Source organism: Streptomyces sp. NBC_01171, from assembly GCF_045039805.1.
In the GTDB taxonomy this organism is placed as follows: Bacteria; Actinomycetota; Actinomycetes; order Streptomycetales; family Streptomycetaceae; genus Streptomyces.
The window spans coordinates 4,045,367-4,061,613 of the sequence record NZ_CP108609.1; the positions used below are offsets into that span (position 1 = coordinate 4,045,367).

Below are 16,247 nucleotides of genomic sequence, written 5' to 3' on the forward strand. Positions count from 1 at the left end.
GCACCACCCAGGCAGGCCCCCGCACCCCCGTGCCGGGGGCCTGCCCCTTTGCGCCGGACCAAGCGGCCCCGGACCGTCAGCCCGCCAGACCCCAGGACCTCCCATGCCGCGCGGCCGATATTCGCTCCACGATCCGCACGATCACACCCCCCTCGCAGAAGAACACTTCCAGTGCGCCCCCGGCCCCTCCGGCTGGCGCTACGTCTCCCAGCTCACCGCTCCCGACGGAGCCCACCGGGGCTCGGTCGACCTCGCCCTGGACGACCTCGGCCGCCCCATCCGCCTCGAACTCCACGCCGGCGGCTGGCAGGTGCGCGGCGCCGCTCTCGACGGCGTCACCTGGGTCCGTACCGACCCGGCCGGGCTGGAGGCGACGGAGGGCAATGTGCCCGCCCACGCCTTCACCGGCACGTCCCCGGCGTTCCTCGTCGCCACCGCACGTCTCCTGCGCCTCACCCCCTCCTCTTCCGCGACCCGCGTACGCCTCGTCGCCCTCACCGACCCGGTACTCGCCCCTCGCACCGTGGACCAGTCCTGGGCACTGATCGACAGAGAAGCACACGCCACTGACAACGGCCCCCTGATCGTGGACGAATACCAGGTCACAGCCCTGGACACGGGGGAAAGGCACTCCGTGCACATCGCCGGAGACGTCGTCCTCGCGGCCCCAGGCATTGAGCTGGAGGACCTCCAGACCCCACCGTCGACGTTCCCCGTGACCGGCCCGGCCGACTAGGCGGGCGGCGCGAACCCCGTCGACCGGCTCTGCGGGCGATCCGGCGCCTTCTCGCTGTGCTCCGGCGCCTTCTGGAGCACCGGCGCGACGGCCGGGGGAGACACGGGAGTCACCGCCTGCTGCCCACCGCTCTCGTACCGGGGCCGCTGCCGCGCCTGCCGCGCCTGCCGCTCATGCACCACCGCCGCCAGAAATGCGGCGGGCTGCCCCTGGAGATCCGGCGGCACAGCGGCCCCCGTCCGCGCGGCCACATCGGCGGCCAGCCGCGACGCCATCGACCAGGAGACCTGCGGCTGAAGCTGGTGCATCCGCGTCAGGTACTGCCGCACGGCCAGCCAGAGCCCGTCGGGCACCGCCGACAGATCCAGCTCCGTGAACCGGCCCGCCAGCCCGGGCGGCGGAGGCGGCGCCACCCCGGCCCGCCCCACCGGAATCCGCTCCCGCACCACCAGCGTCCCCGCGAACACGTCCCCGAGCCGCCGCCCCCGCTCCGAGACCAGCGAGGCGATGCAGGCCACCACCCCGAACGTCATCAGGATCTCGATCATCCCGACGCCACCGCGCACCAGCGCGTGCCGGAACCGCACCGGCCCACCGTCGTCGCGCACCACCCGCAGCCCGAACGCCAGCTTCCCCAGCGACCGCCCATGACTCAGTGTCTCCACCGCGATCGGCCCGCCGACCAGCACCAGCAGAAAGGCCGCCACCGACAACGCGGCCTGCGCGGCATCGTCCAGCGAAGAGGTGGCCGCCACGAGCCCGATCACCACGGCGATGTAGACGAGCACGGCCACGATCAGATCGATCAGCACGGCCAACGCCCTGCTCGGCAGCTTCGCGGGCCGCAGCTCCAGCGCCACCGCCTCACCGGTCACCAGCTCACTCACGCCCGCCGTCCTTCCCTCGCCCACCCCTGTGACGCAAGTCTGCCAAGCTGAGGGCGCATCGCACCCCGGTAGGACAAGCTGACAGTGTTCCGTTGTCCGGTGGCGGCTGGCCACGACGAGTCGAGGAGCAGGCAGACCCGATGGACCTGGACGTCTTCGTCTCCGCACACCGGGCCGAGTGGGACCGCCTCGACGCCCTGATCCGCCGCCGACGCCGTCTCACCGGCGCGGAGGCCGACGAACTCGTCACCCTTTACCAGCGCACCGCGACGCACCTCTCCCTCATCCGCTCCAGCGTCCCGGACCCCCAGCTCACCGGCCGGCTCAGCCAGCTCGTGGCCCGCGCCCGCAGCGCCGTAACCGGCACCCGCCGTGCCTCCTGGCGCGACGTGACCCGCTTCCTGGGACGCGGCTTTCCCGCCGCGGTCTACCGCGCCCGCCACTGGTGGGTGCCGACCGCCCTCGTCTCCACCACCGTGGCGATCCTCCTCGGCTGGTGGATCGGCACCCACCCCGAGGTACAGGCGTCGATCGCGGCCCCCGGCCACCTCCGCGAACTGACCCGCCCGGGCGGTGGCTACGAGACCTATTACTCCAGCCATCCCGCCGCGTCCTTCGCGGCACAGGTGTGGACGAACAACGCCCAGGCGGCCGCGCTCTGCCTGGTCCTGGGCGTCTTCCTGGGCCTGCCGGTCCTCTGGATCCTGTTCGAGAACATGCTGAACCTGGGAGTCGGCTTCGGCCTGATGTCCTCCGCGGGGCGCCTCGACACCTTCCTCGGCCTCGTCCTCCCGCACGGCCTGCTCGAACTCACCGCGGTCTTCGTGGCCGCCGGCACGGGGCTACGCCTCGGCTGGACCGTGATCGACCCCGGCCCGCGCACCCGCCGCACCGCGCTCGCCGAAGAGGGCCGCGCCGCCGTGGGCATGGCCATCGGCCTCGCCCTGGTGCTGCTCGTGTCCGGCGCCATCGAGGGCTTCGTGACCCCGTCCGGCCTGCCCACCTGGGCCCGCATCACCATCGGCGTCCTGGCCGAGCTGGCCTTCCTCACCTACGTCTACGTCCTCGGTGGCCGGGCGGTACGGGAGGGGGAGACCGGTGATCTCCAGGAGGCCGAACGCAGCTCCACCGTCCCCACCGCAGCCTGATGTGCGTAGGACCCCGCCGAGCTGCTAGTCTCCTCATCGCCTCGCAAATCCTGTTGACACGGGTGGAGCGGGGAGGTAGAGTCGAACAGTTGCCTGGAGCTGGACAAGCTCGAGGTTGACTGTTAAGCTTTAGCTAGCTTCTCCAGAAAAATCGCTGAGTGCGACTTCCGAGAAGCCCCCCGATTAATCGGAAATGAAGCCGGTAAGACCGGCCGAAAACCTCTGATAGAGTCGGAACCGCCGGAAAGGGAAACACGGAAGCGGAAACGCCGAAGTGAAAACCTGGAAAGCAACCGAGGAAATCGGATCGGAAAAAGATCTGATAGAGTCGGAAACACCGAAGGGAAGCCCGGAGGAAAGCCCGAGAGGGTGAGTACAAAGGAAGCGACCGTTCCTTGAGAACTCAACAGCGTGCCAAAAATCAACGCCAGATATGTTGATAACCCCGTCTCCAGTCACTGACTGGGACGAGGTTCCTTTGAAAAAACACAGCGAGGACGCTGTGAACCATCGGACTATTCCTCCGATGGTTCCGCTCTCGTGTGTGTGCACCGGATTACCGGTAAACATTCACGGAGAGTTTGATCCTGGCTCAGGACGAACGCTGGCGGCGTGCTTAACACATGCAAGTCGAACGATGAACCACTTCGGTGGGGATTAGTGGCGAACGGGTGAGTAACACGTGGGCAATCTGCCCTTCACTCTGGGACAAGCCCTGGAAACGGGGTCTAATACCGGATAACACTGCGGATCGCATGGTCTGCGGTTAAAAGCTCCGGCGGTGAAGGATGAGCCCGCGGCCTATCAGCTTGTTGGTGAGGTAATGGCTCACCAAGGCGACGACGGGTAGCCGGCCTGAGAGGGCGACCGGCCACACTGGGACTGAGACACGGCCCAGACTCCTACGGGAGGCAGCAGTGGGGAATATTGCACAATGGGCGAAAGCCTGATGCAGCGACGCCGCGTGAGGGATGACGGCCTTCGGGTTGTAAACCTCTTTCAGCAGGGAAGAAGCGAAAGTGACGGTACCTGCAGAAGAAGCGCCGGCTAACTACGTGCCAGCAGCCGCGGTAATACGTAGGGCGCAAGCGTTGTCCGGAATTATTGGGCGTAAAGAGCTCGTAGGCGGCTTGTCACGTCGATTGTGAAAGCCCGAGGCTTAACCTCGGGTCTGCAGTCGATACGGGCTAGCTAGAGTGTGGTAGGGGAGATCGGAATTCCTGGTGTAGCGGTGAAATGCGCAGATATCAGGAGGAACACCGGTGGCGAAGGCGGATCTCTGGGCCATTACTGACGCTGAGGAGCGAAAGCGTGGGGAGCGAACAGGATTAGATACCCTGGTAGTCCACGCCGTAAACGGTGGGAACTAGGTGTTGGCGACATTCCACGTCGTCGGTGCCGCAGCTAACGCATTAAGTTCCCCGCCTGGGGAGTACGGCCGCAAGGCTAAAACTCAAAGGAATTGACGGGGGCCCGCACAAGCAGCGGAGCATGTGGCTTAATTCGACGCAACGCGAAGAACCTTACCAAGGCTTGACATACACCGGAAAGCATCAGAGATGGTGCCCCCCTTGTGGTCGGTGTACAGGTGGTGCATGGCTGTCGTCAGCTCGTGTCGTGAGATGTTGGGTTAAGTCCCGCAACGAGCGCAACCCTTGTTCTGTGTTGCCAGCATGCCCTTCGGGGTGATGGGGACTCACAGGAGACTGCCGGGGTCAACTCGGAGGAAGGTGGGGACGACGTCAAGTCATCATGCCCCTTATGTCTTGGGCTGCACACGTGCTACAATGGCAGGTACAATGAGCTGCGAAACCGTGAGGTAGAGCGAATCTCAAAAAGCCTGTCTCAGTTCGGATTGGGGTCTGCAACTCGACCCCATGAAGTCGGAGTTGCTAGTAATCGCAGATCAGCATTGCTGCGGTGAATACGTTCCCGGGCCTTGTACACACCGCCCGTCACGTCACGAAAGTCGGTAACACCCGAAGCCGGTGGCCCAACCCCTTGTGGGAGGGAGCTGTCGAAGGTGGGACTGGCGATTGGGACGAAGTCGTAACAAGGTAGCCGTACCGGAAGGTGCGGCTGGATCACCTCCTTTCTAAGGAGCACTTCTTACCGAGTTCGCTCGGTCAGAGGCCAGTACATCGGCGAATGTTCGATGCTGGTTGCTCATGGGTGGAACGTTGATTATTCGGCACACTCACTGCTTTTCTCCTAGTACTGCTTCGGCGTGGAACGGACGAGGGTGGGGAGAGTGTCGGGCACGCTGTTGGGTGTCTGAGGGAATGGTTTTCCTCAGTCGCCGGCCCCAGTGCACTCACTAGCTTGTCTGGTGGGGTGATGGGTGGCTGGTCGTTGTTTGAGAACTGCACAGTGGACGCGAGCATCTGTGGCCAAGTTTTTAAGGGCGCACGGTGGATGCCTTGGCACCAGGAACCGATGAAGGACGTGGGAGGCCACGATAGTCCCCGGGGAGCCGTCAACCAGGCTTTGATCCGGGGGTTTCCGAATGGGGAAACCCGGCAGTCGTCATGGGCTGTCACCCGCTGCTGAACACATAGGCAGTGTGGAGGGAACGAGGGGAAGTGAAACATCTCAGTACCCTCAGGAAGAGAAAACAACCGTGATTCCGGGAGTAGTGGCGAGCGAAACCGGATGAGGCCAAACCGTATACGTGTGAGACCCGGCAGGGGTTGCGTGTGCGGGGTTGTGGGATCTCTCTTCTGTCGTCTGCCGGCGACAGGACGAGTCAGAAACCGTTGATGTAGGCGAAGGACATGCGAAAGGTCCGGCGTAGAGGGTAAGACCCCCGTAGTCGAAACATCAGCGGCTCGTTTGAGAGACACCCAAGTAGCACGGGGCCCGAGAAATCCCGTGTGAATCTGGCGGGACCACCCGCTAAGCCTAAATATTCCCTGGTGACCGATAGCGGATAGTACCGTGAGGGAATGGTGAAAAGTACCGCGGGAGCGGAGTGAAATAGTACCTGAAACCGTGTGCCTACAAGCCGTGGGAGCGTCGCGCATTGAGTTTACTCAGTGCGTCGTGACTGCGTGCCTTTTGAAGAATGAGCCTGCGAGTTTGCGGTGTGTTGCGAGGTTAACCCGTGTGGGGAAGCCGTAGCGAAAGCGAGTCCGAATAGGGCGATTCAGTAGCGCGCTCAAGACCCGAAGCGGAGTGATCTAGCCATGGGCAGGTTGAAGCGGAGGTAAGACTTCGTGGAGGACCGAACCCACCAGGGTTGAAAACCTGGGGGATGACCTGTGGTTAGGGGTGAAAGGCCAATCAAACTCCGTGATAGCTGGTTCTCCCCGAAATGCATTTAGGTGCAGCGTCGTGTGTTTCTTGCCGGAGGTAGAGCACTGGATAGGCGATGGGCCCTACCGGGTTACTGACCTTAGCCAAACTCCGAATGCCGGTAAGTGAGAGCACGGCAGTGAGACTGTGGGGGATAAGCTCCATGGTCGAGAGGGAAACAGCCCAGAGCATCGACTAAGGCCCCTAAGCGTACGCTAAGTGGGAAAGGATGTGGAGTCGCAGAGACAACCAGGAGGTTGGCTTAGAAGCAGCCACCCTTGAAAGAGTGCGTAATAGCTCACTGGTCTAGTGATTCCGCGCCGACAATGTAGCGGGGCTCAAGCGTACCGCCGAAGTCGTGTCATTGCAGCGTATAGCCCCAACGGGTGCTGTGATGGGTAGGGGAGCGTCGTGTGCCGGGTGAAGCAGCCGCGGAAGCGAGTTGTGGACGGTTCACGAGTGAGAATGCAGGCATGAGTAGCGATACAAACGTGAGAAACGTTTGCGCCGATTGACTAAGGGTTCCTGGGTCAAGCTGATCTGCCCAGGGTAAGTCGGGACCTAAGGCGAGGCCGACAGGCGTAGTCGATGGATAACCGGTTGATATTCCGGTACCCGCTGTGAAGCGTCAAACATCGAGCATCGTGATGCTAAGGCCGTGAAGCCGTTCCGGACCCTTCGGGGAATGGAAAGTGGTGGAGCCGCCGGCCCAAGCGGTTAGTAGGTGAGTGATGGGGTGACGCAGGAAGGTAGTCCAGCCCAGGCGGTGGTTGTCCTGGGGTAAGGGTGTAGGACGCAAGGTAGGCAAATCCGCCTTGCACATAGTCTGAGACCTGATGCCGAGCCGATTGTGGTGAAGTGGATGATCCTATGCTGTCGAGAAAAGCCTCTAGCGAGTTTCATGGCGGCCCGTACCCTAAACCGACTCAGGTGGTCAGGTAGAGAATACCGAGGCGTTCGGGTGAACTATGGTTAAGGAACTCGGCAAAATGCCCCCGTAACTTCGGGAGAAGGGGGGCCATCACTGGTGATCCGTTTTACACGGTGAGCTGGGGGTGGCCGCAGAGACCAGCGAGAAGCGACTGTTTACTAAAAACACAGGTCCGTGCGAAGCCGTAAGGCGATGTATACGGACTGACGCCTGCCCGGTGCTGGAACGTTAAGGGGACCGGTTAGTCACAATTCGTTGTGGCGAAGCTGAGAACTTAAGCGCCAGTAAACGGCGGTGGTAACTATAACCATCCTAAGGTAGCGAAATTCCTTGTCGGGTAAGTTCCGACCTGCACGAATGGCGTAACGACTTCTCGACTGTCTCAACCATAGGCCCGGTGAAATTGCACTACGAGTAAAGATGCTCGTTTCGCGCAGCAGGACGGAAAGACCCCGGGACCTTTACTACAGTTTGATATTGGTGTTCGGTTCGGCTTGTGTAGGATAGCTGGGAGACTGTGAAGCATGCACGCCAGTGTGTGTGGAGTCGTCGTTGAAATACCAGTCTGGTCGTGCTGGATGTCTAACCTGGGTCCGTGATCCGGATCAGGGACAGTGTCTGATGGGTAGTTTAACTGGGGCGGTTGCCTCCTAAAGAGTAACGGAGGCGCCCAAAGGTTCCCTCAGCCTGGTTGGCAATCAGGTGTTGAGTGTAAGTGCACAAGGGAGCTTGACTGTGAGACCGACGGGTCGAGCAGGGACGAAAGTCGGGACTAGTGATCCGGCGGTGGCTTGTGGAAGCGCCGTCGCTCAACGGATAAAAGGTACCCCGGGGATAACAGGCTGATCTTCCCCAAGAGTCCATATCGACGGGATGGTTTGGCACCTCGATGTCGGCTCGTCGCATCCTGGGGCTGGAGTCGGTCCCAAGGGTTGGGCTGTTCGCCCATTAAAGCGGTACGCGAGCTGGGTTTAGAACGTCGTGAGACAGTTCGGTCCCTATCCGCTGTGCGCGTAGGAATATTGAGAAGGGCTGTCCCTAGTACGAGAGGACCGGGACGGACGAACCTCTGGTGTGCCAGTTGTCCTGCCAAGGGCATGGCTGGTTGGCTACGTTCGGGAGGGATAACCGCTGAAAGCATCTAAGCGGGAAGCCTGCTTCGAGATGAGTATTCCCACCTCCTTGAGAGGGTAAGGCTCCCAGTAGACGACTGGGTTGATAGGCCAGATATGGAAGCCTGGTAACGGGTGGAGTTGACTGGTACTAATAGGCCGAGGGCTTGTCCTCAGTTGCTCGCGTCCACTGTGTTGGTTCTGAAACCACGAACAGCCTCATGTGCCACACATGACGGTTTGAAAGTTTCATAGTGTTTCGGTGGTCATAGCGTGAGGGAAACGCCCGGTTACATTCCGAACCCGGAAGCTAAGCCTCACAGCGCCGATGGTACTGCAGGGGGGACCCTGTGGGAGAGTAGGACGCCGCCGAACTAATTTTATGGGAAACCCCCGCACCTTTTGGTGCGGGGGTTTTCTGCGTTCCGGGCCCATTTTCCCTCCCAAGAGAGAATGAGCGCGAATCGTCTCAGAGGCGGCCTGCCGCTTTCAGCGCCAGATAAGCGTCTGCCAATGCGGGAGCCAGTTCCTCCGGCGTCGCGTCCACCACCGTCACCCCATGGCGACGAAGCTGCTCGGCAGTGCGCAGCCGTTCGTGCTGAGCCTGTGCCGCCGCCGCTGCCTCGTACACCGCGTCGATGTCTCCTCTGTCCTGAGCCATGCGCGCGATGTGCGGGTCGGCCACGGAGGCCACGAGGACCGTGTGGCGTTGAGTGAGCTGGGGGAGCACCGGCAGCAGGCCCTCTTCCACGGGGGCCGCGTCGAGCGATGTCAGCAGGACGATCAGCGAGCGGCGCGGTGCCGTACGCAAGGCGGCTGCCGTGAGGCCGCGGGCGTCGGTCTCGACCAGTTCCGGTTCCAGCGTGGCCATCGCGGTGACGAGGGACGGCAGGAGCTGGCCGGCGGACTTGCCCTGGACCAGGGCGCGTACCTGTCGGTCGTAGGCGAGCAGGTCCACGCGATCGCCTGCGCGGGAGGCGAGGGCCGCCAGGAGGAGGGCCGCGTCCATAGCGGCATCCAGTCGAGGTACGTCGTCCACGCGGCCGGCCGAGGTACGGCCGGTGTCGAGGACCAGCAGGATGCGCCGGTCGCGCTCCGGACGCCAGGTGCGCACGGCGACGGCGGACTGGCGGGCGGTGGCTCGCCAGTCGATGGAGCGGGTGTCGTCGCCGGAGACGTACTCGCGGAGGCTGTCGAACTCGGTGCCCTCACCGCGTGTCAGGACGCTTGTCCTACCGTCTAGTTCACGCAATCGAGCGAGTTTCGACGGGAGATGCTTTCGGCTGGTGAAAGGGGGCAAAACCCGTAGTGACCAGGGCACTCGGTGGGTGCCCTGACGGGAGAACAGCCCGAGGGGGCCGTTGGAGCGGATCGTGACGCGGTCGGCTTGGCGGTCACCACGGCGGGTGGGGCTCAACCGGCTTGTCACACGGCGTCGTTCGCCGGCCGGGATGTCCAGGCGGTGCCGGGAGCCTTCGACCTCGGTGCCCGGTTCCCAACTACTGGGCGGACACGCGTCCCGCAGCCGTCCCCGCAACGGGCGGCGGGACGGGTTGGTGACGGTCAAGGTGATGTCGGCGGTTTCGCCGAGACGAGTGGAGGTGTCGCCGGAGCGAGTGAGGACCAGGCGCCGTACGGGCGCCGCGAGCGCGAAGTCACAGGCGCAGGCCAGGGCCAGGGAGCCGTTGACCGCGAGGATGCCCGTCCAACTGGGCTCCAGCAGGCCGACGGGGAGGGAGCCGAGGGCCGCGACGAGGGCGGCACGTCCGGTGAGCGGCATCAGCGGGGTACCGGGACCTGGGCGAGGACCGAGTTGATGACCGAGTCGGGGGTCACGCCCTCCATCTCCGCCTCCGGGCGCAGTTGGACCCGATGCCGGAGTGCGGGCAGGGCCAGGGCCTTCACGTCGTCGGGGGTGACGTAGTCACGGCCCGTCAGCCAGGCCCAGGCGCGGGCTGCGGCGAGCAGGGCGGTGGCGCCTCGGGGGGAGACGCCCAGGGTGAGTGAGGGGGACTGACGGGTGGCGCGGCAGATGTCCACGACGTAGGCCGTGATCTCGGCGGAGACGGTCGTCTCGGCCACGGCGGCGCGGGCGGCTTCGAGGTCGGCCGGGCCGGCGACGGGGCGTACGCCCGCTGCGTGCAGGTCGCGGGGGTCGAAGCCCGACGCGTGGCGGGTCAGGACGGCGATCTCGTCCTCGCGGGAAGGCAGCGGGATCGTCAGCTTGAGCAGGAAGCGGTCCAGTTGGGCCTCGGGGAGGGGATAGGTGCCCTCGTACTCGACCGGGTTCTGGGTGGCCGCGACCAGGAACGGCTCGGGGAGGGGGCGCGGGGTGCCGTCGACCGTGACCTGTCGTTCCTCCATGGCTTCGAGGAGGGAGGACTGGGTCTTGGGCGGGGTGCGGTTGATCTCGTCCGCGAGGAGGAGGTTGGTGAAGACAGGGCCGGGCTGGAAGGAGAACTCGGCGGTGCGGGTGTCGTAGACGAGAGAGCCGGTGACGTCGCTCGGCATGAGGTCGGGCGTGAACTGGACACGCTTGGTGTCGAGTTCGAGTGCCGATGCCAGGGCGCGGACCAGGAGGGTCTTGGCGACGCCGGGGACGCCTTCGAGGAGGACGTGGCCCCGGCACAGGAGGGCGACGACGAGTCCGGTGACGGCGGGGTCTTGGCCGACCACGGCTTTGGCGATCTCGGTGCGCAGGGTCTCCAGTGAGGCACGGGCGGCGGCCGCGTCCTCGGTGTTCCCGGCGCTGTCAGTGGTCGGGGCCATCATGAACGGCGTACCTCTCTTTCGAGGGCGTCGAGTCGGTCGGTGAGTGCGATGAGGGCCGCGTCGTCGCGGGCCGGCGCTCCGAAGAGGAGGGAGTGCAGGCCCTGTTCGCCGCTGTCGGGGAGACACGCGGACAGGGCGGGGAGCAGGGCTTCCGGGGTGTGCGCCTGGGGAGCGGGGACGCCGACGAGCGGGGTCAGGCGGGTGCGGGCCATGGAGCGCAGGGCGGCGGAGGCGCGGTCGCGGGCGTCGGCCTTGCGGTAGAGACGGGCGCGGCCCTCGGTCGTCTCGGAGGCGCGGATGACGACGGGCAGCTTCTCGGGGACGAGGGGGCCGAAGCGGCGGCCGCGCCAGAAGGCGGCGAGGACTGCTGCGACGAACAGTTGAAGGGTGCCCCAGAGCCAGCCTGGGGGGAGCAGGTCGAAGAAGCTCTTGCGGCCGTCGGTTTCGGCGGCGGAGGAGTCGGCGAGCGAGGGGAGGTACCAGACCAGATGAGGCCGGGAGCCGAGGAGTTGCAGGGCGAGCGAGGCGTTGCCCTGCTTGTCGAGACGGTTGTTGAGGAGGATGTCGGGCGCGCCGAGGAGGACGGTGTCGCCGGTGCCCGAGGCCGCCGGGACGCGGAGCAGGGTGGCGCGGCGTTCGCTGGGGTAGCAGGCGTCGGCGTCGCTGACGGTGGTGCGGTAGCGGATGCCGCCGGTCTCGGCGCTTCCTGCCCGTCGGGCCTCGGGGAGGGTGCAGTCGGGGTCGAGTGTGGTCTCGACGGTCGTGACGGGGCTCGCGGTGACGTCGGGGGCGAGGCGGCCGACGGACCAGTCGCCCGGGGCGACGAGCACGGTGCGGCCGCCGGAGGATGCCGTGGTCTTGGCGAGCCGGGTCTGCTGGCGGTGGCTCAGCAGGTCGGGTACGGCGACCAGGAGGGTGGTGTCCGGGCCTGCGGCCCTGCGTGCGGCGTCGAGGGTGGTGACCACGCGCGTGGTGACCCCTCGGTCGGCGAGGAGTTCGGCGACGGCCCGGCTGCCGCGGGGGTCGGCCGAGCGGGGGTCCAGGTCGCCGTGCTTGGTCTGGGAGCGGACCACGGCGATGGCGACGGCACCGACCAGCAGCAGGACGACGGCGAGGGCGATCCCCCGGTTGCGGGTCCAGATCTGGCGGGCGGTGAGGGAAGACGAGGTGGTCATCCGGTCTTCCCGTCAGGGGCGGCGCTGTTCACCAGGGTGGGGCGGGCGCGTTCGAGGGCGCTGTCGAGTTGGGCGACGCGTTGGTACGTCTGCTGGTCGGCGATGCGGCCGCCGTATGTGACGTCGTCGAAGTGGCGGGCGGCGGCGTGGAGTTCGTCCGCGTGTGCGGGGAGGGTGCGGCCGGCCTCGGCGGCGGCTTCGTCGGCGGTGCGACCGGGGCGGACGTCGAGCAGGGCGCGTTCCTCCAGCGCGCGGACGATGGCCCGCATGCGCTCCTGGACCGCCTGGTTCCAGTGGCTCTGGGCGGCGTGCGCGTCGGCGGCGGCTCGGTGTTCGGCGGCGCTGCGCGGGCGTTCGTCGAACAGAGGGGCGGCCGCGACGGGACTGCGGCGCGGGGTGCCCAGCCGCCACCACAGGGCGGCCAGGACGGCGATGACGCACAGGACCACGACGAGGAGGCCGAGCGAGCCGCCCGGCGTCGCCGAGGCGGCCTTGGCGAGGAGTCTGCCGAGCCAGTCCCAGAAGGCGTTCAGGGCGCGCTGGAGCAGGCTGGGGTCGTTCTCGTGGTACATCCGCTTGGCCAGCTCGCGGCGGGCCGCCTCGCGGGCGGGATCGCGCGGGACGGTCACGGGCGGCTCGTCGCCGGAGCTGCCCAGCGCGAAAGTGGCCAGGCGGGCGGCGCCGGGCATGGCCGACGCCGCCGTGAGAACTCCCCCCGTCATGCTCACCGCATCAGCTCCCCGGCACCGGCCCGGGCGTGGCGCCGGGGGTGTACCCCTGGACGCCGGCGGCGCGGGCCAGTTCGAGGTCGAGGGCCTCGCGGCGGATGCGCTGGTCGATGTAGAGGAGCACGGTGACCCCGGCCTTGACCGGCAGGGTGAGCGTGCCGCCGATCACCGAACCGATGCCGGTGATGAGCAGGAACGACCAGCCGGCCGGCTGGGTGCCGGTGCCCATCAGGGAGGTCATGTTCTCGCCGTTGACGGCGAACGCGATGACGGTGAAGGGGATCACCGCGATCCAGGAGACCATGTTGGCGATGAGCCCGGCGAGGAACTGCACGCCGAGGACGCGCCACCAGGAGCCCTGGACCAGCTTGGCCGACCGGCTCAGCGACTTCCACACGCCCTGTCGCTCCAGCATCAACGCGGGCGAGGCGAGGGAGAAGCGGACGGTCAGCCAGATCATGACGACGACGGCCGCCAGGATGCCCAGGACGAGCAGGATGACGGCAGGTGCGTCGAAGCCCGCGACGAGCCCGACGACGAGGCCCGGCAGCATGCCGACGACCAGGACGCCGCCGGTGATGAGGGCCAGCAGCATGAGGAGGCCGAGCAGCTTGAGGAGCTGGCCGCGGGACTCGCGCCACGCCTCGCCGATGCCGATCGGCTTGCCGAGGACGGCGCGGCTGGTCACGGTCGTCAGCAGCGCGGTGGCAACGATGGTGCCGACCACGGAGACCACGCCGACGAGCAGCGCACCGGCCGTGATCGAGCCGAGGGAGCGCAGCGCCTCGGTCGGGGTGACATCGGGGTCGCTGAGCGTGCTGGTCGTGTCCTTCAGCAGGACGCCCTGGAGAAGGAGCGCGCAGAGCTCGGTGAGGACCGCCACCGTCAGCGAGATGCCGAGGACGGTGCGCCAGTAGGCGCGCATGGTGGAGATGGCGCCGTCGAGTATCTCGCCGATGCTGAGCGGGCGGAGCGGGATGACACCGGGCTTCGCGGCGGGCGGGGGACCGCCCCAGCCGTTGCCCCAGGCGGCAGGGCCGCCCCACCCGGCGGGCGGCTGGCCACCCCAGCCCGCGCCCGGTGGTGGCGGCGGGGGTGCCTGGCCCGGTGCGGGCGCGCCGGTGGGCGCCGACCACTGTCCGGGGGGCGGCTGACCCTCAGCCCACTTCGCCTCCGGGCCCTTCGCGTCCGGGCTCTGCGGAGCGTCGCCCGGCTGCGCTGCCGGTTCGGCGGGCGCGGGCTTGTCGGTGGGCGTGGGCTCGGCGGCGCCGGCCGCGCCGGTCTGCCGTTCCTCGGACGACGGGTCGGGTCCGGGCGAGGCCCAGCCCGGCGTGTCACTCATCGAAGCTCCTTCACGGTGCCCGTCCGCGGTCGCGGCGGCAGGTTGGCAGCCATCGTGCCATGGCCAGGTCACGGTGTGACCTGCTGCGGTGGGCCCCGTACTCCATCAATTCTCCGCCGGATACGGGGCAGACTCACCGCATGGCTGATCAGCAGGCGCGACCCGGTGAGGACAAGCGGCCGAGCGAGATACCGGTCATCCGATGGGAGGAACCACCCGAAGGGCCCGTACTGATCCTTCTCGACCAGACGAGGCTTCCGTCCGAGGAGGTCGAGCTGGTGTGCACGGACGCGTCCGCGCTGGTGGAGGCGATCCGTTCGCTCGCGGTGCGCGGGGCACCGGTGCTGGGCATCGCGGGCGCGTACGGCGTCGCGCTGGCCGCCGCGCGCGGCTTCGACGTGGACGAGGCCGCCGAGGCGCTGGAGAGTGCCCGGCCGACCGCGGTGAACCTGTCCGTCGGTGTGCACCGGGCCCTGGCCGCGTACCGGGACGCGCTGACCGCCACCGGCGACCCGACGGCGGCGGCGACGGCGGCGCTCGCCGCGGCGCAGGCGCTGCACCGGGAGGACGCGGAGGCGAGCGCGCGGATGGCCGCGCACGGTCTGACGCTGCTGGACGAGCTGATGCCGGGCGGCGGCCACCGGGTCCTGACCCACTGCAACACCGGTGCGCTCGTGTCGGGCGGTGAGGGCACGGCGTTCGCGGTGGCGTTGGCCGCGCACCGGGTGGGGCGGCTGCGGCGGCTCTGGGTGGACGAGACGCGCCCCCTGTTGCAGGGGGCGCGGCTGACGGCGTGGGAGGCGGCGCGCAGCGGGATGGCGTACACGCTGCTCACGGACAGCGCGGCCGGGTCGCTGTTCGCGGCCGGGGAGGTGGACGCGGTGCTGGTCGGCGCGGACCGGATCGCGGCCGACGGCTCCGTGGCGAACAAGGTCGGCAGCTATCCGCTGGCGGTGCTGGCGCGCTACCACCACGTGCCGTTCATCGTGGTGGCGCCGGTGACCACAGTGGACCCGGACACGCCGGACGGTGCGTCCATCGAGGTCGAGCAGCGGCCGGGCTTCGAGGTGACCGAGATCCTCACGCCCCAGGCGTCCGCGGTGGGCGGAGGCGGCGGGGTGCCGTTGGCGCCGCTGGGCACGCAGGCGTACAACCCGGCGTTCGACGTGACACCGCCCGAACTGGTGACGGCGATCGTCACCGAGGAGGGCACGGTCTCTCCGGTGACCCCGGAGGCGCTGGCCGCGCTGTGCGCGAGGGCCCGGGCCACGCCGACCGCCTGAGACCCGCACCGGCTGCCGGAGCCGCCTGCCCGATCGGCCCCGGCAGCCGCCCCTGTGCGACGGGGGCAGACAGTGACCGCTCGGTACGACTATCGTCACAGGCCAGTGACGTGCCTCACCTGCGGCTCTGTCGTCGTTATGAGAATGGGATGATGTCGTTTATGAAGGGACGAGTCCTTGTCGTCGACGACGACACCGCACTGGCCGAGATGCTCGGCATCGTGCTGCGTGGTGAAGGTTTTGAGCCGTCTTTCGTAGCCGACGGGGACAAGGCGCTGGCCGCTTTCCGGGAGTCCAAGCCCGATCTGGTGCTGCTGGACCTGATGCTGCCCGGCAGGGACGGCATCGAGGTGTGCCGCCTGATCCGGGCGGAGTCCGGCGTGCCGATCGTGATGCTCACCGCCAAGAGCGACACCGTCGATGTCGTCGTGGGCCTGGAGTCGGGCGCGGACGACTACATCGTGAAGCCGTTCAAGCCGAAGGAGCTGGTGGCCCGTATCCGGGCGCGGCTGCGGAGGTCGGAGGAGCCGGCGCCGGAGCAGCTCACCATCGGTGACCTGGTGATCGACGTGGCCGGGCACTCCGTGAAGCGGAACGGGCAGTCGATCGCGCTGACCCCGCTGGAGTTCGACCTGCTCGTCGCGCTCGCGCGCAAGCCGTGGCAGGTGTTCACCCGTGAGGTGCTGCTGGAGCAGGTCTGGGGCTACCGGCACGCCGCCGACACCCGCCTGGTCAACGTGCATGTGCAGCGGCTGCGTTCCAAGGTCGAGAAGGACCCGGAGCGGCCGGAGATCGTGGTGACCGTCCGAGGTGTCGGCTACAAGGCCGGACCGAGCTGA

10 protein-coding genes and 3 rRNA genes are annotated in these 16,247 nt (G+C 67.0%); 7 read left to right on the forward strand and 6 right to left on the reverse strand.

The window, feature by feature from the left end:
* The first annotated feature begins 103 nt into the window (after positions 1 to 103).
* Positions 104 to 736, forward strand: coding sequence for a hypothetical protein (locus tag OG448_RS18735; RefSeq protein WP_405555258.1), 633 nt, complete (start codon positions 104 to 106; stop codon positions 734 to 736).
* Here the strand turns inward: OG448_RS18735 and OG448_RS18740 are convergent.
* Positions 733 to 1,623 carry an RDD family protein gene (locus OG448_RS18740; protein ID WP_405555260.1) on the reverse strand — a complete coding sequence of 297 codons (891 nt, stop codon included), beginning with the start codon at positions 1,621 to 1,623 and terminating at the stop codon, positions 733 to 735. The two genes, OG448_RS18735 and OG448_RS18740, sit on opposite strands and share 4 nt — an antisense overlap.
* A 140-nt stretch (positions 1,624 to 1,763) precedes the next feature.
* Here OG448_RS18740 and OG448_RS18745 point away from each other — a divergent pair, with 140 nt between their 5' ends.
* From OG448_RS18745 to rrf, 4 genes are all read left to right on the forward strand, one after another.
* Positions 1,764 to 2,771 (forward strand): stage II sporulation protein M, encoded by a 1,008-nt coding sequence (locus OG448_RS18745; RefSeq protein WP_405555262.1) that lies wholly within the window; start codon positions 1,764 to 1,766, stop codon positions 2,769 to 2,771.
* Between the two features lie 569 nt (positions 2,772 to 3,340).
* Positions 3,341 to 4,866, forward strand: a 16S ribosomal RNA gene (locus tag OG448_RS18750).
* A gap of 293 nt (positions 4,867 to 5,159) precedes the next feature.
* Positions 5,160 to 8,283 (forward strand): 23S ribosomal RNA (locus tag OG448_RS18755).
* Between the two features lie 83 nt (positions 8,284 to 8,366).
* A 5S ribosomal RNA gene (gene rrf, locus OG448_RS18760) occupies positions 8,367 to 8,483 on the forward strand.
* Together the 16S, 23S and 5S rRNA genes form the textbook arrangement of a ribosomal RNA operon.
* Positions 8,484 to 8,577: 94 nt before the next feature.
* Here the strand turns inward: rrf and OG448_RS18765 are convergent.
* The 5 genes from OG448_RS18765 to OG448_RS18785 are packed head-to-tail and all read right to left on the reverse strand — an operon-like array spanning position 8,578 to position 14,125.
* On the reverse strand, positions 8,578 to 9,888 hold the full coding sequence (locus tag OG448_RS18765; RefSeq protein WP_405555264.1) for a DUF58 domain-containing protein: 1,311 nt from the start codon (positions 9,886 to 9,888) through the stop codon (positions 8,578 to 8,580).
* Complete coding sequence (locus OG448_RS18770; protein ID WP_405555266.1) at positions 9,888 to 10,880, reverse strand: AAA family ATPase; 993 nt, start codon at positions 10,878 to 10,880, stop codon at positions 9,888 to 9,890. The genes OG448_RS18765 and OG448_RS18770 overlap by 1 nt, the downstream gene beginning before the upstream one ends.
* A complete protein-coding gene (locus OG448_RS18775) occupies positions 10,877 to 12,055 on the reverse strand; it encodes a DUF4350 domain-containing protein (protein WP_405555268.1) in 1,179 nt (392 codons plus the stop codon). The genes OG448_RS18770 and OG448_RS18775 overlap by 4 nt, the downstream gene beginning before the upstream one ends.
* Entirely contained in the window at positions 12,052 to 12,783 is a 732-nt protein-coding gene (locus OG448_RS18780) for a DUF4129 domain-containing protein (protein ID WP_405555270.1), read from the reverse strand. Before OG448_RS18780 ends, OG448_RS18775 begins: the two co-directional genes overlap by 4 nt.
* A 4-nt stretch (positions 12,784 to 12,787) precedes the next feature.
* On the reverse strand, positions 12,788 to 14,125 hold the full coding sequence (locus OG448_RS18785) for a hypothetical protein (RefSeq protein WP_405555272.1): 1,338 nt from the start codon (positions 14,123 to 14,125) through the stop codon (positions 12,788 to 12,790).
* Between the two features lie 140 nt (positions 14,126 to 14,265).
* Between OG448_RS18785 and mtnA the strand changes: the two genes are divergently transcribed.
* Both mtnA and mtrA read left to right on the forward strand, forming a co-directional pair.
* On the forward strand, positions 14,266 to 15,408 hold the full coding sequence (gene mtnA, locus OG448_RS18790) for an S-methyl-5-thioribose-1-phosphate isomerase (RefSeq protein ID WP_405555274.1): 1,143 nt from the start codon (positions 14,266 to 14,268) through the stop codon (positions 15,406 to 15,408).
* 149 nt (positions 15,409 to 15,557) lie between these two features.
* Positions 15,558 to 16,247, forward strand: coding sequence for a two-component system response regulator MtrA (gene mtrA, locus OG448_RS18795; protein WP_190045392.1), 690 nt, complete (start codon positions 15,558 to 15,560; stop codon positions 16,245 to 16,247).